The sequence below is a fragment of the Stenotrophomonas sp. AN71 genome, from assembly GCF_050435725.1.
Taxonomy (GTDB): domain Bacteria; phylum Pseudomonadota; class Gammaproteobacteria; order Xanthomonadales; family Xanthomonadaceae; genus Stenotrophomonas.
Genome location: NZ_JBNDKU010000002.1, coordinates 230,254 through 248,525 on the forward strand (window position 1 = coordinate 230,254; position 18,272 = coordinate 248,525).

Annotated in this window: 20 protein-coding genes and 1 tRNA gene; 6 read left to right on the top strand and 15 right to left on the bottom strand. The window is 65.4% G+C overall.

What is annotated here, in order from left to right; all coding sequences use genetic code 11:
* Nucleotides 1-49: 49 nt before the first annotated feature.
* Nucleotides 50-124 (top strand) — tRNA-Gln (locus ABH900_RS04775).
* A 276-nt stretch (nucleotides 125-400) separates the two neighbouring features.
* On the opposite strand, the gene rpsI is transcribed toward ABH900_RS04775, so the two are convergent.
* Complete coding sequence (gene rpsI, locus ABH900_RS04780) at nucleotides 401-793, bottom strand: 30S ribosomal protein S9 (RefSeq protein WP_005411311.1); 393 nt, start codon at nucleotides 791-793, stop codon at nucleotides 401-403.
* A 2-nt stretch (nucleotides 794-795) separates the two neighbouring features.
* Nucleotides 796-1,224, bottom strand: a complete 429-nt coding sequence (rplM, locus tag ABH900_RS04785) for a 50S ribosomal protein L13 (RefSeq protein WP_150455520.1) — start codon at nucleotides 1,222-1,224, stop codon at nucleotides 796-798.
* A 197-nt stretch (nucleotides 1,225-1,421) separates the two neighbouring features.
* Here rplM and coq7 point away from each other — a divergent pair, with 197 nt between their 5' ends.
* Nucleotides 1,422-2,066 carry a 2-polyprenyl-3-methyl-6-methoxy-1,4-benzoquinone monooxygenase gene (coq7, locus tag ABH900_RS04790; RefSeq protein WP_429621769.1) on the top strand — a complete coding sequence of 215 codons (645 nt, stop codon included), beginning with the start codon at nucleotides 1,422-1,424 and terminating at the stop codon, nucleotides 2,064-2,066.
* Nucleotides 2,067-2,161: 95 nt separating this feature from the next.
* Here the strand turns inward: coq7 and ABH900_RS04795 are convergent, their stop codons facing one another.
* Nucleotides 2,162-2,482: a DMT family transporter gene (locus ABH900_RS04795; RefSeq protein ID WP_429621770.1), complete on the bottom strand. Its 321-nt coding sequence runs from the start codon at nucleotides 2,480-2,482 to the stop codon at nucleotides 2,162-2,164.
* 166 nt (nucleotides 2,483-2,648) lie between these two features.
* Nucleotides 2,649-3,443 (bottom strand): adenosylmethionine decarboxylase, encoded by a 795-nt coding sequence (gene speD / locus ABH900_RS04800; protein ID WP_006473908.1) that lies wholly within the window; start codon nucleotides 3,441-3,443, stop codon nucleotides 2,649-2,651.
* Between the two features lie 149 nt (nucleotides 3,444-3,592).
* On the opposite strand from speD, the gene crp reads away from it, so the two are divergent.
* Complete coding sequence (gene crp / locus ABH900_RS04805; protein WP_010482649.1) at nucleotides 3,593-4,282, top strand: cAMP-activated global transcriptional regulator CRP; 690 nt, start codon at nucleotides 3,593-3,595, stop codon at nucleotides 4,280-4,282.
* Nucleotides 4,283-4,336: 54 nt separating this feature from the next.
* Nucleotides 4,337-5,098 (top strand): sulfite exporter TauE/SafE family protein, encoded by a 762-nt coding sequence (locus ABH900_RS04810; protein ID WP_429621771.1) that lies wholly within the window; start codon nucleotides 4,337-4,339, stop codon nucleotides 5,096-5,098.
* A gap of 45 nt (nucleotides 5,099-5,143) precedes the next feature.
* Here the strand turns inward: ABH900_RS04810 and ABH900_RS04815 are convergent, their stop codons facing one another.
* The 7 genes from ABH900_RS04815 to ABH900_RS04845 form a co-directional block, all read right to left on the bottom strand.
* A complete protein-coding gene (locus tag ABH900_RS04815; RefSeq protein ID WP_429621772.1) occupies nucleotides 5,144-5,860 on the bottom strand; it encodes a haloacid dehalogenase-like hydrolase in 717 nt (238 codons plus the stop codon).
* Entirely contained in the window at nucleotides 5,857-6,651 is a 795-nt protein-coding gene (gene trpC, locus ABH900_RS04820; protein WP_429621773.1) for an indole-3-glycerol phosphate synthase TrpC, read from the bottom strand. Before trpC ends, ABH900_RS04815 begins: the two co-directional genes overlap by 4 nt.
* Before the next feature lie 74 nt (nucleotides 6,652-6,725).
* Nucleotides 6,726-7,757, bottom strand: a complete 1,032-nt coding sequence (trpD, locus tag ABH900_RS04825) for an anthranilate phosphoribosyltransferase (RefSeq protein ID WP_429621774.1) — start codon at nucleotides 7,755-7,757, stop codon at nucleotides 6,726-6,728.
* Between the two features lie 16 nt (nucleotides 7,758-7,773).
* On the bottom strand, nucleotides 7,774-8,361 hold the full coding sequence (locus ABH900_RS04830; RefSeq protein ID WP_429621775.1) for an anthranilate synthase component II: 588 nt from the start codon (nucleotides 8,359-8,361) through the stop codon (nucleotides 7,774-7,776).
* A 2-nt stretch (nucleotides 8,362-8,363) separates the two neighbouring features.
* On the bottom strand, nucleotides 8,364-9,140 hold the full coding sequence (locus ABH900_RS04835) for an SIMPL domain-containing protein (protein ID WP_429621776.1): 777 nt from the start codon (nucleotides 9,138-9,140) through the stop codon (nucleotides 8,364-8,366).
* A 67-nt stretch (nucleotides 9,141-9,207) separates the two neighbouring features.
* On the bottom strand, nucleotides 9,208-10,683 hold the full coding sequence (trpE, locus tag ABH900_RS04840) for an anthranilate synthase component I (protein ID WP_429621777.1): 1,476 nt from the start codon (nucleotides 10,681-10,683) through the stop codon (nucleotides 9,208-9,210).
* Nucleotides 10,684-10,851: 168 nt separating this feature from the next.
* Complete coding sequence (locus ABH900_RS04845) at nucleotides 10,852-13,233, bottom strand: XVIPCD domain-containing protein (protein WP_429621778.1); 2,382 nt, start codon at nucleotides 13,231-13,233, stop codon at nucleotides 10,852-10,854.
* 107 nt (nucleotides 13,234-13,340) lie between these two features.
* On the opposite strand from ABH900_RS04845, the gene ABH900_RS04850 reads away from it, so the two are divergent.
* The gene (locus ABH900_RS04850) at nucleotides 13,341-14,207 is read left to right on the top strand and encodes an ankyrin repeat domain-containing protein (RefSeq protein WP_429621779.1); all 867 of its coding nucleotides are present in this window, start codon (nucleotides 13,341-13,343) and stop codon (nucleotides 14,205-14,207) included.
* A 9-nt stretch (nucleotides 14,208-14,216) separates the two neighbouring features.
* On the opposite strand, the gene yegS is transcribed toward ABH900_RS04850, so the two are convergent.
* The 4 genes from yegS to ABH900_RS04870 form a co-directional block, all read right to left on the bottom strand.
* A complete protein-coding gene (gene yegS, locus ABH900_RS04855; RefSeq protein ID WP_429621780.1) occupies nucleotides 14,217-15,149 on the bottom strand; it encodes a lipid kinase YegS in 933 nt (310 codons plus the stop codon).
* Between the two features lie 303 nt (nucleotides 15,150-15,452).
* Complete coding sequence (locus ABH900_RS04860) at nucleotides 15,453-15,935, bottom strand: N-acetyltransferase family protein (protein WP_429621781.1); 483 nt, start codon at nucleotides 15,933-15,935, stop codon at nucleotides 15,453-15,455.
* A gap of 60 nt (nucleotides 15,936-15,995) precedes the next feature.
* Entirely contained in the window at nucleotides 15,996-16,670 is a 675-nt protein-coding gene (gene rpe / locus ABH900_RS04865) for a ribulose-phosphate 3-epimerase (protein WP_429621782.1), read from the bottom strand.
* 57 nt (nucleotides 16,671-16,727) lie between these two features.
* Nucleotides 16,728-17,057, bottom strand: a complete 330-nt coding sequence (locus ABH900_RS04870; RefSeq protein WP_005411327.1) for a J domain-containing protein — start codon at nucleotides 17,055-17,057, stop codon at nucleotides 16,728-16,730.
* Nucleotides 17,058-17,198: 141 nt separating this feature from the next.
* Here ABH900_RS04870 and ABH900_RS04875 point away from each other — a divergent pair, with 141 nt between their 5' ends.
* Nucleotides 17,199-18,125: a phosphoribosylaminoimidazolesuccinocarboxamide synthase gene (locus tag ABH900_RS04875; RefSeq protein ID WP_228354868.1), complete on the top strand. Its 927-nt coding sequence runs from the start codon at nucleotides 17,199-17,201 to the stop codon at nucleotides 18,123-18,125.
* Nucleotides 18,126-18,272: the final 147 nt, after the last annotated feature.

Consider the following 18,272-nt stretch of genomic DNA (forward strand, 5'->3'; position numbering starts at 1 on the left):
AAATCAAGTTGTTTTTCAGCGTGAAAAGTGAGAAAATAGCTTCACGTTTTGCCCCGTCGCCAAGCGGTAAGGCACCTGACTCTGACTCAGGCATTCGGTGGTTCGAATCCATCCGGGGCAGCCAAATTAAACGCAAAAGGCCAGATCGAAAGATCTGGCCTTTTGCGTTTAATTTGGTCGCGCATTCCACCTTATCCCCGCGCCTGTCGGCGCGCACCCCTTGAACATCAAGGGGACTCCCCTCCAGAGAGAACTCCGGGGTCGGATCCTTTTCCGCAGGAAAAGGCTCTGACCCCACCCCCTCCAATGCATACCCCGAAACGACAAAAGCCCGGCCGAAGCCGGGCTTTTGCTTTTCCAACCAGCGGGCTCCCGAAGGAGCCCCGCCAGGCGCAGTGGATCAGCGCTTGGAGAACTGGGTGGCGCGGCGGGCCTTGTGCAGACCGACCTTCTTACGCTCGACTTCACGGGCGTCACGGGTCATGAAGCCAGCCTTGCGCAGCTCGGACTTCAGGGTTTCGTCGTACTCGACCAGAGCACGGGCGATGCCCAGACGGATCGCACCAGCCTGGCCGGTGGTGCCGCCGCCAGCGGCGGTGACCAGGATGTCGAAGCTTTCGGTGTTCTTGGTCAGCTCGAGCGGCTGGCGCACGATCATGCGCGCGGTCTCACGACCGAAGAACTCGTCCAGCGGACGGCCATTGACGGTGATGTTGCCCGAACCCTTGCGCAGGAACACGCGAGCGGTGGAGGACTTGCGGCGGCCAGTGCCGTAGTTTTGAGTGATAGCCATGATTAGATATCCAGAACCTGCGGCTGCTGTGCGGCGTGCGGATGCTCAGTGCCGGCGTAGACCTTGAGCTTGCGGTACATCTGGCGACCCAGCGGGCCCTTCGGCAGCATGCCCTTGACGGCGGTCTCGATCACGCGCTCCGGGTGGCGCTCCAGCGCCTGAGCCAGGGACTCGGTCTTCAGGTTGCCGATGTAACCGGTGAAACGGTGATACATCTTGTCCTGCAGCTTCTTGCCGGTGACGACAATCTTTTCTGCATTGATGACGACCAGGTAGTCGCCGGTATCAACGTGCGGGGTGTAGACCGGCTTGTGCTTGCCGCGCAGACGGCGGGCCAGCTCGGTGGCGAGACGGCCCAGGGTCTTGCCCTCGGCGTCGACGAGGTACCAGTCGCGCTGGACGGTCTCGTTCTTGGCAGTGAAAGTGCTCATGAAGAACTCTAGGTTAGGTCGGGCTCATTGCGGCGAAAGGCTCACCGGAACTCTGCCACGCGTTGTGAAAAGGTGAAGCGTAAGAGGCGGGATTGTACGCAGGTCAAGCCCCTGGTGCAAGCCGCCCCTGCAGCGGGTTGGCAGGGGCCCGGGGTCGGGCGAGAATCGAGGGGTCTCCCGCCCCACCGCCTACCGCCATGACCGTGCTCCGCCAGACCACCCCGCTGGACCATCTGCTGACCGAGGCGCAGCGCGCCCTGGACACGGTGTTCGGCAACCCGCCGGCCGCCCGCCCCTACCCGGCGGCGGACACCGACGAGCCGGGCATGGATGCCGCACAGCGCCGCCATGCGGCCGGCCTGATGCGGATCAACCACGTCGGAGAGGTCTGCGCGCAGGGACTGTATTTCGGCCAGGCCGCGGTGGCCCGCGACCCGGCTACGCGTGAACATCTGCTGGAGGCGGCGCAGGAGGAAACCGACCACCTGGCCTGGTGCGCCACCCGGCTGGGTGAGCTGGACAGCCGTCCCAGCTTGTTCAATCCGCTGTGGTACGCCGGCAGCTACACCATCGGCACCCTGGCCGGGCTGCGCGGTGACGGCTGGAACCTGGGTTTCGTGGTGGAGACCGAGCGCCAGGTCGAGGCCCACCTGGATGAGCACCTGGTCGACCTGCCGGCCGGCGACCTGCGCAGCCGTGCGGTCATCGCCGTGATGAAGGAAGACGAGGCCCGGCATGCCGAGCACGCCGAGCAGGCGGGCGCGCGGCACCTGCCGTTCCCGATTCCGGGCGTAATGGCGCTGGCCTCCAAAGTGATGAAGACCATTGCCTATCGGCTGTAAGGTCGCATGAGGGTAGTGCCGGCCGCTGGCCGGCAACCCCGCATGGGTCGCCGCAGGTCATGAGGCTGCCGGCCAGCGGCCGGCACTACCCGGGCTTAATTGGGCGACACCAGCTTCAGGCCGATCACACCGGCCACGATCAGACCCACGCAGGCCAGACGGGCCGGCGAAGCGCTGTCGTTGAACAGGTAGATGCCCAGCACCGCCACGCCCATGGCACCGATGCCGGTCCAGATCGCGTAGGCCGTGCCGACCGGGATGCTCTTCATCGCCTGGCTCATCAGGTACAGACTGATCAGGGCTGATACCACCGTGGCTGCGGTGGGCAGGGGTTTGCTGAAGCCGTCGGAGTACTTCATTCCGAGGGCGAAACCGATCTCGAACAGGCCGGCCAGCAGCAGGTAGATCCAGGGCATGGGTGGGGGCTCCTTACCTTTTTGGGAAAACGAAACGGCCCGGTGTTTTCACACCGGGCCGTAGGTCGGTACATCACCGTGGAACCATTACACGTGCGCAGCACTGGTTCCACGGGGCGGGTCGTCCCGCCTGGGCGGCGATGCCTGCGGGCATCGCGCATGGGGCTTACTCGGACAGGTTCCGGCCGTGGAACAGCTCTTCGATCTCGCGCTTGAGCAGCGCTTCGATCTTCATGCGTTCCTTGAACGACAGGTTCTTGGCCTTTTCCTCGAACAGGTACTGGTCCAGGTCGAAGTCCTTCAGGTGCATCTTCGTGTGGAAGATGTTCTCCTGGTAGACGTTGACGTCGAACATCTCGTAACGCGACTTGATGTTCTTGGCCAGGAAGTTCTGGATCGAGTTGATCTTGTGATCGATGTAGTGCTTCTTGCCCTTCACGTCACGGGTGAAGCCACGGACGCGGTAATCCATGATCACGATGTCCGATTCCAGACTCTCGATCAGGTAGTTCAGCGCCTTCAGCGGCGAAATAACACCGCAGGTAGCCACGTCGATATCGGCACGGAAGGTGGCGATGCCTTCCTGCGGGTGCGTTTCCGGATAGGTGTGCACGGTGATGTGCGACTTGTCCATGTGCGCGACCACGGCATCGGAGATGAGCTCCTTGCCGGCCTGCTTCTTGTCGATCACCGGTTCTTCGGAGATCAGGATGGTCACCGAGGCACCCTGCGGGTCGTAGTCCTGGCGGGCCACGTTCAGGATGTTGGCGCCGATGATCTCGGCGACATCGGTCAAGATTTGAGTCAGCCTGTCGGCGTTGTACTCTTCATCGATGTATTCAATGTAACGCTGACGCTCCTCTTCGGTGCGCGCGTAACACACGTCATAGATGTTGAAGCTCAGCGCCTTGGTGAGGTTGTTGAAACCCTGCAGCCTCAGGCGAGGCAACGGCTTGACCACGGCGGTCGATTCCTGTGTAAGAAGGGAAAGGAGGAATTATGGGGCAAACTGCTCCCGGGGGGAACGTGAAGACGCAAGAGTTCTGGCACACTGTTTGCCCTTAACAATTGCGCTGGTTAAGCTCCGCTATCGACCCCGTGAATCCGTTCATGCGCAGAGGGAGCGCCCCTATCGTGTCAACCGTGCGCCTAGCTAGCAGTCCACTGGCCCTGGATATCGCCACCATCGATCGTTTCCTGGCGCACAGCCACAGGCGGCGATATCCCACCCGTACCGACGTCTTCCGACCCGGTGACCCGGCGGGAACCCTGTATTACGTCATCAGCGGCTCGGTTTCGATCATGGCCGAGGAAGATGACGACCGAGAGCTTGTGCTGGGCTACTTCGGTGCCGGCGAGTTCGTCGGCGAGATGGGCCTGTTCGTTGAATCGGACCGCCGCGAGGTGATCCTGCGGACCCGTACCGCCTGCGAGCTGGCTGAAATCAGCTACGAGCGCCTGCATCAGCTGTTCCTCGGCCCGCTGTCGGCCGATGCCCCGCGCCTGCTGTACGCGCTGGGCCAGCAGATCTCCAAGCGCCTGCTGGACACCAGCCGCAAGGCCAGCCGCCTGGCGTTCCTGGACGTTACGGACAGAATCGTGCGCACCCTGCACGACCTGGCGCAGGAGCCGGAGGCGATGAGCCATCCGCAGGGCAGCCAGCTGCGCGTCTCGCGCCAGGAACTGGCCCGCCTGGTCGGTTGTTCTCGCGAAATGGCCGGCCGTGTGCTGAAGAAGCTGCAGACCGACGGCCTGCTGCATGCCCGCGGCAAGACCGTGGTGCTGTACGGCACCCGTTGAGCCCCGGTGGGTGCGGACCTTGGTCCGCACTCCTTCGCGCGCTAGGCTCCTTGCATGGAGCTGAGCAGCGAATTCTGGTGGTTCATCCTCATCGGCCTCGGCGCCCAGCTGGTCGACGGCGCGCTGGGCATGGCATTCGGCCTGGTGTCCTCGTCGGTGATGCTGAGCATGGGCCTGCCTCCCGCGCAGGTCAGTGCCAGCATCCATACGGCCGAAGTGTTCACGACCGGTGCCTCCGGCGTGTCGCACCTTGCCGCCGGAAATGTCGATAAACGCCTGTTCCTGCGCCTGGCCCTGCCCGGCGCGGTGGGGGGGGCCGTGGGTGCCTATGTGCTCACCCAGGTCCCTGGCGAGATCATCCGGCCACTGATCTACCTGTACCTGCTGGTGCTGGCCATCATCATCCTGGCCCGAGCCGCAGGACGCTGGGTACCCAAAGGCGAGATCCGCCGGGTGCCGGTGTTGGGCTTCTTCGCCGGCCTGCTCGACGCCAGCGGCGGCGGCGGCTGGGGGCCAGTGGCCACCTCCACCCTGCTCGCCCGTGGCGGGCAGGCGCGCACTACCATTGGCACGGTCAATGCGGCCGAGTTCATCGTCACCCTGACCATCTCGGCCACCTTCCTGCTGTCGATGGGCGTGCAGCACCTGCAGATCGTCGCCGGCCTGCTGATCGGCGGCATGATGGCCGCACCGGTCGCGGCGATCCTGGTCAAGCGGGTGAAGGAGCGCTGGGTGCTAGTAGCCGTTGGCGTGCTGGTGCTGGGCATCAGCCTGTTCCAGATCGGCCATGCGGTGTACGGGCACCTGTACAAGTGACTGCCCGCCGGGCGTGGCCCGGCAGATCCATCACCGTGCGGCGGATCAGGCCTTGTCGCCGCCGCGATCGACGCAGCCCCAGTTGAGGATGCGGGTGCCGGCTGGCAGCACGCGGCGGAAGAAGTCCACCTTGCCCGGTTTCGGGTTCACCACCACCGGCGCCTTGGCCGCCAGCAGCAGCGGCAGGTCGGCCGTGCTGTCGGAATAGGCGATGTCGATGTCGGCGTAGCCACGCTCGCGCAGCATGCGCAGCTTCTCTTCGTTGTGGCAGTGGCGGGTCGGGCCGACGCCGCCCAGCCGCGGGCCGACTTCGGTGCCGATCACCGGCACATCCTGATGGGCGACGAACGCCAGGATCGCGCGGGCCAGCTCCGGCGGCGCGCCGGTGGCGACCACCACGCGGTCTCCCTGCGCGCGGTGCGCAGCGAACACGTCCAGTGCCTGCGGCAGCAGCTTGGCGCGCATCTGCGCCTCGTTGCGCAGCACGTAGGCGTCGATCACCTTGTTGAAATCACGTGCACGGTGCAGGCCAAAGCTGCCGATCCACACATAGACCGAGATACCGGCGCGACGGGTCGGCAGCAGCGCCACCATCGGCCCGGCAATCGGCGTGACCAGCAGTGCCGCCAGCATGCGCAGCGGGTTGCGCTTGATCAGCGAGGCGAACAGGTGCGTGCCCGAATCACCGTCGTAGAGGGTGTGGTCGAAATCGAAGACCACCAGCGGCGCATCCCCGCGCGGCGTTGGATAGTGCGTTGTCATGCCGCAAAGAATAGCTGACGCAGGCCCTCACCCGGCTCTTCCACACGCATGAACGCCTCGCCGACAAGGAAGGCATGGATGCCGGCATTGCGCATCAGCGCCACGTCCTGTGGGCCGAGGATGCCGCTTTCGGTGACCAGCAGGCGATCGCGCGGCACCGCCTTCTGCATGTCCAGCGTTGTCTGCAGCGACACGTCGAAGGTGCGCAGGTTGCGGTTGTTGATGCCGATCATCGGTGCCGGCACCTGCAGCGCACGCTCCAGCTCGTCGATGTCATGCACTTCCACCAGCACGTCCATGCCCAGCGAGAGCGCCAGCTCGGACAGCGTGGCCAGCTGGGTGTCGTCCAGCGCGGCGACGATCAGCAGGATGCAGTCGGCGCCCAGTACACGGGCCTCGTACACCTGGTAGGCATCGATCACGAAGTCCTTGCGCAGCACCGGCAGCGTGCAGGCCTCGCGGGCCTGCTGCAGGTAGGCGTCGGCGCCCTGGAAGAAATCCACGTCGGTCAGTACGGACAGGCAGCTGGCGCCACCGAACTCGTAACTGACGGCGATGTCGGCCGGGCGGAAGTCCGGGCGGATCACGCCCTTGGACGGGCTGGCCTTCTTCACCTCGGCGATCACCGCCGGGTCGCCGTTGGCCACCGCCGTCTGCAGCGCGCGCACGAAGCCACGTACCGGCGGGGCGCTGGCCAAGGCGGCCTGCAGCTCCTCAAGCGGGCGCTGGGCGCGGCGCTGGGCCACTTCTTCGGCCTTGCGGGCCAGGATCGTCTGCAGGATGTCGCTCATCGTCGTCGGTTCGGTACTGGGGCGGTGAGGACGGCCATTATCGGCCATCGAGAGGGTCAGGCTGAACCGCGCGCTCAGGCAACCAGCGCGCGGGTGGTCTCAACATACTGCTGCAGGCGCTGGCGGGCGCTGCCATTGGCGATGGCGGCGCGGGCCCGGGCCAGGCCGTCACCGATGTCGCCGGCCACGCCGGCCACATACAGCGCGGCGCCAGCGTTCAGGGCGACGATGTCCAGGGCCGGGCCGGGCTGATTGTCCAGCACCGCGCGCAGCATGGCGATGGACTGCTCCGGGCCATCCACGCGCAGGTTGCGGCTGGCCGACATGGCGATGCCGAAGTCTTCCGGGTGGATCTCGTACTCGCGCACCTTGCCGTCACGCAGCTCACCGACCAGGGTGCCGGCACCCAGCGAGATCTCGTCCATGTTGTCACGGCCCCAGACCACCATGGCCCGCTCGGTGCCCAGCTCGCGCAGCACGCGCGCCTGGATACCCACTAAATCAGGGTGGAACACCCCCATCAGCACCGACGGCGCGCTGGCCGGGTTGGTCAGCGGGCCGAGGATGTTGAAGATCGTGCGCACGCCCATCTCGCGGCGCACAGGCGCCACCACCTTCATCGACGGGTGGTGGATCGGCGCGAACATGAAGCCGATACCGGTCTGTTCGATGGCCGCAGCAACCTGGTCCGGCCGCAGCTCGATCGCCGCGCCCAGCGCCTCGACCGCATCGGCGCTGCCGGACTTGGACGACACGCTGCGGTTGCCATGCTTGGCCACGCGCGCGCCCGCGGCCGCCGCGACGAACATCGCGCAGGTGGAGATGTTGAAGGTGTGCGAGCCATCGCCACCGGTACCGACGATGTCGACCAGATGGGTGGTATCGGCCACCGGCACCGCCAGCGCGAACTCACGCATCACGGTGGCAGCTGCGGCGATCTCGTCGATGGTTTCCTTCTTCACCCGCAGGCCGGTGAGGATCGCGGCGGTCATCATCGGCGACACGTCGCCGCGCATGATCTGCCGCATCAGGTCGACCATTTCGTCGAAGAAGATTTCGCGGTGCTCGATGGTGCGTTGCAGGGCTTCCTGGGGGGAGAAGCTCATGGGAATGCTCCTTGGATCAGGCCGCCGGGCGCTGCAGGAAATTGCGCAGCAGGGCGTGGCCGTGTTCGGTGAGGATGGATTCGGGGTGGAACTGCACGCCCTCCACCGGGAACTGGCGATGGCGCAGGCCCATGATCTCTTCGATCGAGCCGTCGTCGTTTTCGGTCCAGGCCGTCACTTCCAGGCAGTCCGGCAGGCTGTGCTTGTCCACCACCAGCGAGTGGTAGCGGGTGGCCTGGTAACGGTCCGGCAGGCCGGCGAACACGCCCTTGCCTTCATGCCGGATCGGCGAGGTCTTGCCGTGCATGATGTTGCCGGCGCGGATGACCGTGCCGCCGTAGACCTGGCCGATGCCCTGGTGGCCCAGGCACACGCCGAGGATCGGCGTGGTCGGGCCCAGCCGCTGGATCAGCTCCAGCGACACGCCCGCTTCGTTGGGCGTGCACGGGCCGGGCGAAATGACGATGCGTTCGGGCTTCTGCGCGGCGATCTCGTCCACGCTCATCGCATCGTTGCGCACCACCTTCACCTCGGCACCCAGCGTCTGCAGGTACTGCACGAGGTTGTAGGTGAAGCTGTCGTAGTTGTCGATCATCCACAACATGGTCAGGTTCCGTCGCTTATCAGGAAAATGGCGTACACGTTTTCGGTGTAGGTGATGGGGCCGGCTTCGATGGATTCGCGCGCACGCGCGCCGGTTGTCTCGATGCTGGTCTGTGCCGGAGCCGGCGGGTTGGGCGGCGTGACCATGTCACCGCCGCGGGGCCAGCTGCCTGCCTGCACGCCGTAGGCGAAGTTCGGGGCCACGTCGGAGATGCTGTAGAGGCCGGCGATGCGTGCGCCATAGGCCGTGGCAAGGTGCTTGGCGGAGGCGCGTGTCTGCGTTGCCGCTTCGGCCTTGAGTTCGCCACGCAGTGCGGCTTCCCTAGAGTAGCCAGGCCGCATGCTGCTGATCTGCAGGTCATCGCTGGCATCGACCGCACGCAGGAAGGCCTGCAGGTCACCGGTGGTGCCGAAGCTGCCCTTCAGGCGCCGGCTCACCCGCGTGCCCAGGTATTCCTGCTTGCCCTGCACGCTATAGCGGTAGTCCGGCTGGATGGTCAGGTTGTCGGCTACCACGCTTTCCGGCAGTGCATGGTTTCGCTTGAACGCACTCAACACCGCATCGACATTGCCCTGCACGCGCGAGCGCGCTGTATCCGGCTGAAGATCGGTGGACTTGACGAGCAGTTCGACCGCGAACCGGTCCGGCATCACCGTTCGCGCGCCCTCGCCCTTCACCAGCAGGTGCGGCTGCGAGGGAATGGTATTGGCCTGCGCCCACGCAGACGGGGCCATCGTGGCCAGCAGGGACGACCACAGCAATGCGCTCAGCAGCTTCATGCAGTACTCCTTGTCTTGAATGGGAACAGCGGAAGGTGCCGCGGCGCAGGCCACGGCACGGGCAAACCTACAGGCCCTTGGCGGCCTGGGCGACGGCACGGAACAGCGCGCGGCCCTTGTTCATCGTCTCGTCCCATTCCTTGTCCGGGTCCGAGTCATGGACGATGCCAGCGCCGGCCTGCACGTACAGGCGGCCGTCCTTGATCACTGCGGTGCGGATTGCGATCGCGGTATCGGCATCGCCGTGCCAGCCGATGTAGCCGATGCTGCCGGCGTAGACATTGCGCTTGATCGGTTCCAGCTCGCGGATCACTTCCAGCGCACGGATCTTCGGCGCGCCGCTGACCGTGCCGGCCGGGAAGGTGGCACGCAGCACGTCGGCATAGCTCAGGCCCGGCTGCAGCTGCCCGGTCACTTCGCTGACGATGTGCATGACGTGGCTGTAGCGTTCGATCACGAACTGCTCGCCCACTTCCACGGTGCCGGCCTTCGACACGCGACCGGCGTCGTTGCGGCCAAGGTCGATCAGCATCAGATGTTCGGCACGTTCCTTCGGATCGGCCAGCAGCTCGGCTTCCAGCGCCTGGTCCAGCTCCGGCGTGGCACCGCGCGGGCGGGTGCCGGCGATCGGGCGAACGGTGACTTCCCCGTCCTGCAGCCGCACCAGGATCTCCGGCGACGAGCCGACCACCTGCAGGTCGCCGACATCGAGGAAATACATGTACGGCGACGGATTCAGTGCACGCAGCGCGCGGTACACGTCCACCGGGCGCGCCTTGAACGGCACGCTCAGGCGCTGGCTCAGCACCACCTGGAAGATGTCGCCGGCGCGGATGTACTCCTTGCTGCGCTGGACCGCATCAACGAAGCCTTCGCGGGTGAAACCGGAGACGAAATCAGACTCGTCCAGCACGTCGCTGTTGAGCGGAGCTGGATAGCCCGCGCCCGGCGCACGCAGCTTGGCGGTCAGTGCATCCAGGCGCGCCTGCGCCTGCTCGAAAGCGCCTTCGATACGCGGGTCGGCATGCACGATCAGGTACAGGCGGCCCTTGAGGTTGTCGAACACCGCCAGCTCGTTGGAGTCCAGCAACAGGATGTCCGGGGTGCCCAGCTCATCGCGGCCGGCCGGCGGTGCCAGGCGCGGTTCGATGTAACCGATGCACTCGAAACCGAACCAGCCGACCAGGCCACCGGTGAAGCCCGGCAGGCCGTCCAGCTTGGGCACCGAGTGGGCGCTGCGCAGCGCCTCGACCTCGGCGAACGGGTCGGCCACCTCGCGGGTTTCCACCACCTGGCCGTCTTCGCGCACGGTCAGCGTGTGGCCGTGGAAGGCGTACACGCGGCGCGCCGGCAGGCCGATGATCGAGTAACGACCAAAGCGCTCGCCGCCTTCGACGGATTCAAACAGGTAGGTATTGGGGCCGTCGGCGAGCTTCAGATAGACCGAAAGCGGCGTGTCCAGGTCGGACAGCACTTCACGGACGACGGGAATGTGGGTGTGGCCTTCAGCGGCCTGCAGCTGAAACTGAGCGTGCGAGATCAAGACGACTTTCCTTCCGGGACACAGCGTTATGGGGACGGACGACGGCAACAGGCCACCATCGCCACCAACGGCGTGCGGAAGAAAGGGTATGCGGGGTCGTCAGGCTGGACACCCCTTGACTGTATCGCAGCTTGGGCGGGAGGGGAACCCTGCCCGCCTTGCCGTACGTCAGCCCATCCGTCGCGCCTGCTCCTGCGACTCCTGCACCTGCTGCTGGGCCAACCCCTGCTCCAGAGCGGCGGACCGGCTGGCGTTGAGGGCGTCGACCTGGGCGGTGCTCACGGCCAGCGGCTGGGCCATGCCCTGCGCCACCTCCACATGGGCATGGCGCCGATGCGGGGCGTTGAGGTCGGCGGTGTCGACCGCAAAGGCCCGAGCGCGGTCGTCGCTGAGGACGACATGGGAGATGGTTTCCAGCCCTTCCCGCTTGGCCTGGGCCGCCAGCGCGCCGGCCAGCTGGTCGCTCTCCAGGTCGGGCACCCGGTTGTGGGCGCGGTCCAGCGCGTGGACGCCGGCCTGGGCGCCCACGAACAGAGGATTGCCGGCATGGGAGGGATGGTCGATGCCGATCGTCTGTGCGGTGGATTCTGCGGCCCGGCTGGCCTGCCGGCCGTCAGCGGCAGGCTGGATGCCTGGGTTCTGCTCGACCAGCTTGCGGGCGGCGGCCTCCTGCTTGATCAGCGCCGAATCCAGGCTGGGGATGACAGTCGGATCCATGCCATGTCGCGCGGTCGCCTCGCTGAAAGCCGCCCCGATGCCACGAACCACGCGTGCGGACTGGTCCAGGTTGTGCAGTTTCACTGCATCCAAAGGCAGATTTCCGGTGGGCAGATGAGTTGCGGCCGCTGTCCCGAGGCCCGCCGTGGCGCCACCCAGCGTGGCCAGGGTGACCGGTGCCTTGGCGGTGATGCCCTTCACATGGGAGGCAGCCAGATCATAGCCACGATCCACGTGGGCGCCGGCAGTGGCAAACCCGTTCTGCAGCTTTCCGGCCACCCATTGGCCGTCGTGACTGATGGTGGCGGCCAGGCGTTCGCCCGCCGCACGTGTGCCCGCGGCGTCGGCAACGGCCTGTTTCGTCGCGTGCTGCGCCTGTTGCTCGCCGTGGTCACGAACAACTTCAGCCTGCTTGGCAAGCCTGCCGGCAACGTTGTCCGCACCCACCCGGTCAGCCACCCACGACAGTGCGGACAGGCCATGGGAGCGGGTCTGCGATTCGACGCGGTGCAACGTAGCTTCGATGCTGCCAGTCAGTTCACGCCCCGAAGCAATCACCGTACTGGTCGCCCGGGTGCTCATCTGCAGGCTGGTGGACCCCATGTTCACCACCTGGCCGATGACCATGCCTTCGGTCTTCAGCACGCGCTCGACGCCATCGCCCACCTTGTCCAGCGCATGGGCAGTGGCGGCGCCGGCCCGTTCGACCTGCTCGCCGGCCAGGCGACCGCCGCGCATGCCGTACGCAGTGGCGTGCAGCACGGTGGACAGCGGGCCCGCCAGTTCTGCCACCTGGCTGGGCGGCGCCACGTGCGGGCGATCGATGAGTGCCCCGTTCGCGTCGCGGGTCTTGGGCTCAAGCAACAGTTCGAGGCGCCCTGCCGCGAGCGGAATATCGCGCAGCGCCTGCTGGCCCGGCTGGCTCGCCAACTGTTCGATGAACTGTGCAGCGGAGGTCTGCGCGCCCGGAGGCAGCATCTCGCGCAGCTTTTCACCGACGACCTTCTGCATGGCCGGATCCTTCAGCACCATGCCCAGCTCGTTGGCAAGCACACCATAGCCGCGCCGCTGCTGCTCGCTCAGGCGGTGCATGCCGTTCTGCACATCGTTCAGCACTTCACCGGTGGTCTGGTAGGTATGCACGGACTGCTGCGTGTCGAAGGTCGGCAGGCCGTTGTCCTTGGCGAAGCGGCCCGGAGTCGCCGGATGCAGGCCGGCGGCGTTGAATGTGATGGCACGTGCGCCGGTGACTGCGGATGCGGCGGACGCCATGCCGCCGCCAAGGGAATGACCGGCAATTTCGAAGCCGCCCGGGCGTTCCTGATTGACGATCGAAGCAAGTCGCATAGCGCGATCGTAGTAATCGCTGCGCATGCCGATGCCCTGCTGGCCGTTGTTGAGGAAATCCTCGCCGCCGGATTCGCGTTTTCCATTGGGCGAAGACGGATCGACAATTTGCCCCGTAGAGCCCTTGTATACGATGACGGGCTTCGCATCCTCGCCTAGAACGCGCTTGTCAGGGAGATAGATTTCAGCGCGAAACCCAGAGTACCTGGGCTGCAGCAGCTCCTTGAGATCGTCATTCGAGATGTTGATTCCAGCAGCACGAAGTGCGGCTGGATCGCTGCTCGCACGCGCCCAGCCAACTGGCGGTTGGCCCTCATGATTCGCGGCTCGATACACATCAGCCGCCAGTCCCGACATTTCGCGAGCGTGATACGTCTCTTGGAGACGATCCGCCTCCTTGTCATTCCCACGTTCACGCAGTTGCTGAACAAGACGATTCTGTTCCTGGAGGGCGCGCGAGCGCGCCTCAGCGTCTGGACCACTCATGGCAAACTCCATTGCACTGTGAATGCCGCGCATCTCGCTCCGCGACACTTATGGATTATCAGAACACTTTGCTAATGTCACGTCTTCGCCGGTTCAACAGGAAGACCATGCCCGTCATTCTTCACAACATGACGACAAAGCTCCTCATTTGCGTGGCGTGGATCGCACTTCTCCTGGCTACGGGATGCTCTGTCTCCTCTGCGCACGGGGCTGAAGACTACTTTGACGGCGGGGCATTGCGACTCGCCATTGCCGCCGAGAACGGTGACGTCGAAACCATCCAGCGCCTTATCAAGGACGAAAAAATAGATCCGGATAAGACGTTCTCCAATCGGGATGGCATTCCGTTGATCGCATGGCCCCTGCGAGCCCGCAACATTGAAGGACTCAGGGCATTGCTGAAGGCCGGCGCAGACCCCAATGCGCGCGAATCAAAGCAGATGAATGGAGAACTGATCAGGTTCGACAACGCGATGGTCTATGCGGCCAAGATGGACGACCCGCGCTACCTGGAGCTCCTGCTGAAGCACGGGGGAAGTCCCAATACGCGCAACGTCAACAACGAGACGTTGCTCCTGCAGGCCTTCCTCAGCGGAAATCAGTGGAAGAATGTGCAGGTTCTGGTGGAAAACGGCGCGGACATCAATGAGTCCAATCTGAAGAGCCTGGGCGATGACACGGTCCTGAGCTGGTACACCACGCGAGGCGGCTTCGACTACGCATATTGGCTGCTGGAACATGGTGCCGATCCCGCGATTGCAAAACCGGAAGGATCCAGCCAGCCAGGCCGGCAGAAAATGGTCGAAGACATCTACTGGGAGATCACCACACCCGACAACCTGCCCTGGCAGAAGAAGTGCCAGCAATGGCTGGCAGACCGCTACATCCCGCGGCCGCCGATGCCCGAGCACATCCGCAGGAAGCGCGAGGCCTTCAAATTCCCGAGCAGGGAAGAAGACATTCCGCTGCTGTAACCTGCGCTCTCAGCCCCGCGAAAGCAGCACGCAATCATCCGGCAGGTGCATGCGCAACCGGCCCGGCACGCAGTCGATGCGGAAGCGGTGGGCCTGCACCGGCTCACCGTCCAGGTTCAACGTCAGTGGCTGCGGGGCGTCGATCTGCAGCCACGGCAACTGCGCGCGGGTCGCCACGCGCTCCAGCGCCGCTTCCTTGCCGCCGGTCAGCATCTGCCCAAGGGTGGCGGCGACTTCACCGTCCAGTTCCGGAACCACGGTGACGTCCAGAAGGCCATCATCGATCAAGGCTTGCGGGCATAGCTGCTGGCCGCCGCCGGCCTGGCGACCGTTGCCGATCCCCAGCGCGATGAACCCACCTTCCCACTGGAAATCCTGCCCACTCAAACGCGCGGTGATCGGTTCGATGCGACCGAGCTTGGCGATGCCGGTGATGACGTAGGCCAGCCCACCGAGCATCTTCTTCAAGCCGGCATCCGTTTCCACCGTCACCTGCGTGCCGAAGCCACCGCTGGCAAGGTTGGCGCACCACCATTGCGTGCCATCGGCGTCCACACGCAACAGGTCAATGGCGTGCGGCGTGGCCTGCCCGATCAACGCGAAGGCCTCCTTCGGCTCGGTCGGAATGCCCGCAGCGGTCGCGAAGTCGTTGGCGGTTCCCATCGGGATCAGTGCCAGCGATGGCAGTGCCTCGGCTGGTTCGTCGCGGTGAGCCAGCGTCTCGGCCACCGCGCTGAGCGTGCCATCGCCACCGGCAGCGACGATCACGTCCACACCATGATCGATCGCCTCGGCCACGTAGCGCTCGGCGTCACCGTCCTCCCAGGTCACGCGCACCTCCAGCTGCACGCCCCGACTGCGCCAATGGCCGACAGCGTCGCGCAGTCCATCGTTGCCTGCGGATTTGCCATTGAGGATCAGGCGCCAGCGCGGTGCGGTCATGCGGTGCTTCCAGTGGAGGGTGGCTCAGGCTAGCAATGCACCGTTTGTCCGCAGTGAATGTCACGCAGGTGTCATTCAGCTGCCGGAGAATGGAAGGCCATAGCAGGGACGACGGATGGAGGCAGGATCAGCCTCCCACGCATGCAGCAAGGCCACGCCAGTGTTTGGCGTGGCTTTTTTTTTGAGGTGCGCAGGGAGTGCGAACCAAGGTTCGCACCCACCGGGTTGCGGTTCGCACCCACCACACCCGCGGGTTGAGGCGCGGACCCAGTAGAGCCACGCCATGCGTGGCTGCCTTGCGCTTCAACCGTTGGCGAAGTCGTGCAGCGCCTGGCCCTGCAGCCGGTACACGGTCCACTCGTCCTGCGGCGTCGCACCGGCAGCGGTGTAGAACTCGATGGCCGGGGTGTTCCAGTCCAGCACCGACCATTCGAAGCGACCGCAGCCTTCGGCCACGGCCTGGCGCGCGATGTATTTCAGCAGCGCCTTGCCAGCACCGGCGCCGCGCTTTTCCTGGCTGACGTACAGGTCTTCCAGGTAGATGCCCTTGCGGCCCAGCCAGGTGGAATAGTTGTAGAAATACACCGCATAGCCGATGGCCTCGCCGTCGGCTTCGCAGATCAGCGCGCGGGCGGTGGCGTCGGCACCGAACAGGCTCTCGGCGATGCCGATCTCATCGGTCTGCACCGAATGCTCGGCCTTCTCGTAGATGGCCAGTTCGCGGATGAAGTGCAGGATCAGGCCAGCATCGGCCACGGTGGCCGCGCGAATGTTCAGGAGTGCCATGAGCAGAAAAAAGGGGACGGAGGGGATTAAGCGAGCTTAATCCCCTCCGTCCCCTTTTTGTCAGCGTGCTGCAGCGACGTTGGCGCGCATCTGCGCGATCACATCCTGGTAGCTGGTCTTGGCGTTGAAAATGGCCGAACCGGCGACGAAGGTGTCGGCGCCGGCAGCAGCGATCTCACCGATGTTGTCGGCCTTCACGCCACCATCGATCTCCAGACGGATGTCGCGGCCACTGGCATCGATCTTCTGGCGCACCACGCGCAGCTTGTCCAGCGCCGACGGAATGAAGGCCTGGCCGCCGAAGCCCGGGTTGACCGACATCAGCAGCACCAGGTCGAGGTCATCCAGCACCCAGTCGAGGATGTCCACCGGGGTGGCCGGATTGAGCACGATGCCCGGCTTGCAGCCCAGCGAGCGGATCAGCTGGATGGTGCGATGCACGTGGCGGCTGGCCTCCGGGTGGAAGCTGATATAGGTGGCACCGGCCTCTGCGAAATCCGGGATGATGCGGTCCACCGGCTCAACCATCAGGTGCACATCGATCGGCGCGGTCACGCCGTGCTTGCGCAGAGCCTGGCAGACCATCGGCCCGATGGTCAGATTGGGTACGTAATGGTTGTCCATCACGTCGAAGTGGACCCAGTCGGCGCCGGCGGCGAGGACGTTGTCGACTTCCTCGCCAAGGCGGGCGAAATTGGCGGACAGGATGGACGGGGCGATGAGGCAGTGGGACATGGCCGGGGCCTTCGGAACGGGGAAAAGGTTCTCCCGCCCGCAGGCGGGACTCTGGGGTCAGCGCTTGCGCAGGGTCTTGATGCGGTCGTAGGCGGCGTTGATGCGCCGCGACTTCTGTTCGGCCTGCTGCTGCAGCTCGGGCGCGGCGCCACCCAGCTTGTCGGGGTGGTACTGGGAGATCAGCTTGCGGTAGGCGCGCTCGACCTCGGCATCGGTGGCCTCGGAGGTCAGCCCCAGCTCGCGGTACGGGTTCTCCTTGTTCAGGCGGAACCAGTCCGAATCGAAGGCATGGCCGATCAGCAGGCCGACCACCGCGCCGAACAGCGGATTGGGCCGGAACAGCAGGGCGCCAGCGATGAATCCGAGCAGTTTTCCGTACCAGCGCATGGCGCCCCGGGGGTGACCGACGAAATGGACGCTCATTTTACGTCACAGCGGGCCCGGACGGCTTTACACTAGGCCGCCCGCTGGTCAGCGGGCCCGCCGGGTCCGTTGGGCAGCCGTATCGACAACGCCCCAGGAGTGCCCGTGCCAACCACGCTGTTGCAATCCGATCTCCCCGGCCTGCCCTTGCGCCACCGCGGCAAGGTGCGTGATGTGTTCGATATCCCGCGCGAGCGGCTGCCTGCAGGGACCCCGCCGGGCGATTACCTGCTGATGGTGGCCACCGATCGCCTGTCGGCGTTCGATGTGGTCCTGCCCGACCCGATCCCGGGCAAGGGCGAGATGCTCTGCCAGGTGTCCAACTTCTGGTTCGCCAAGACCGCGCACCTGATGCCCAACCACCTGACCGGCATCGACGTGGCCAGCGTGCTGCCCGAAGGCGTTGACCCGGCCCTGTACGCCAAGCGTGCGGTGGTCACCCGCAAGCTGAAGCCGGTGCCGGTGGAAGCGATCGCCCGCGGCTACCTGATCGGCAGCGGCTGGAAGGACTACCAGCGCACCGGCAAGGTCAGCGGCATCGACCTTCCCGATGGCCTGCGCCAGGCCGAACAGCTGCCCGAGCCGATCTTCACCCCCTCGACCAAGGCCGCCGTCGGCGACCATGACGAGAACATCGATTTCGATGCGATGGTGAAGCAGGTCGGTGCCGACCTGGCCGAACGCGTGCGCGACGCCACCCTGCGCATCTACAAGTTCGCCGCTGACTACGCCCGCGAGCGCGGCATCATCCTGGCCGACACCAAGTTCGAGTTCGGTACCGACGCTGATGGCCGCCTGTACATCATGGACGAGATGCTGACGCCGGATTCGTCGCGTTACTGGCCGGCCGACGAGTACGAAGTGGGCACCAGCCCGCCGAGCTACGACAAGCAGTTCGTGCGTGATTACCTGGAGACGCTGGACTGGGGCAAGACCGCCCCGGGCCCGACCATCCCGCCCGAGATCATCGAGCGCACCCGCGCCAAGTATGCCGAGGCGCTGCAGCGCCTGGCCGGGATCAGCGTCGACTGATCCGCCTGCGCCCCCGGCCTACGTGGCTGGGGGCGTTCTGCGGTCCGCCCCGCGTTCGCAGCCAGGCATGGCCTGGCTCTACTACGGGATGCGTGAGGTAGTGCCGGCCGCTGGCCGGCAGCCCCGTGAACCTGCAGCCAGGCATGG

Bases quoted from the DNA above. Each gene is read 5' to 3' on its own strand.
- rpsI (WP_005411311.1), bottom strand. From the start codon at position 793: ATGGCTATCACTCAAAACTACGGCACTGGCCGCCGCAAGTCCTCCACC.
- rplM (WP_150455520.1), bottom strand. From the start codon at position 1,224: ATGAGCACTTTCACTGCCAAGAACGAGACCGTCCAGCGCGACTGGTAC.
- coq7 (WP_429621769.1), top strand. From the start codon at position 1,422: ATGACCGTGCTCCGCCAGACCACCCCGCTGGACCATCTGCTGACCGAG.
- ABH900_RS04795 (WP_429621770.1), bottom strand. From the start codon at position 2,482: ATGCCCTGGATCTACCTGCTGCTGGCCGGCCTGTTCGAGATCGGTTTC.
- crp (WP_010482649.1), top strand. From the start codon at position 3,593: ATGCGCAGAGGGAGCGCCCCTATCGTGTCAACCGTGCGCCTAGCTAGC.
- ABH900_RS04810 (WP_429621771.1), top strand. From the start codon at position 4,337: ATGGAGCTGAGCAGCGAATTCTGGTGGTTCATCCTCATCGGCCTCGGC.
- ABH900_RS04815 (WP_429621772.1), bottom strand. From the start codon at position 5,860: ATGACAACGCACTATCCAACGCCGCGCGGGGATGCGCCGCTGGTGGTC.
- trpC (WP_429621773.1), bottom strand. From the start codon at position 6,651: ATGAGCGACATCCTGCAGACGATCCTGGCCCGCAAGGCCGAAGAAGTG.
- trpD (WP_429621774.1), bottom strand. From the start codon at position 7,757: ATGAGCTTCTCCCCCCAGGAAGCCCTGCAACGCACCATCGAGCACCGC.
- ABH900_RS04830 (WP_429621775.1), bottom strand. From the start codon at position 8,361: ATGTTGTGGATGATCGACAACTACGACAGCTTCACCTACAACCTCGTG.
- ABH900_RS04835 (WP_429621776.1), bottom strand. From the start codon at position 9,140: ATGAAGCTGCTGAGCGCATTGCTGTGGTCGTCCCTGCTGGCCACGATG.
- ABH900_RS04845 (WP_429621778.1), bottom strand. From the start codon at position 13,233: ATGAGTGGTCCAGACGCTGAGGCGCGCTCGCGCGCCCTCCAGGAACAG.
- ABH900_RS04850 (WP_429621779.1), top strand. From the start codon at position 13,341: ATGCCCGTCATTCTTCACAACATGACGACAAAGCTCCTCATTTGCGTG.
- yegS (WP_429621780.1), bottom strand. From the start codon at position 15,149: ATGACCGCACCGCGCTGGCGCCTGATCCTCAATGGCAAATCCGCAGGC.
- ABH900_RS04860 (WP_429621781.1), bottom strand. From the start codon at position 15,935: ATGGCACTCCTGAACATTCGCGCGGCCACCGTGGCCGATGCTGGCCTG.
- rpe (WP_429621782.1), bottom strand. From the start codon at position 16,670: ATGTCCCACTGCCTCATCGCCCCGTCCATCCTGTCCGCCAATTTCGCC.
- ABH900_RS04870 (WP_005411327.1), bottom strand. From the start codon at position 17,057: ATGCGCTGGTACGGAAAACTGCTCGGATTCATCGCTGGCGCCCTGCTG.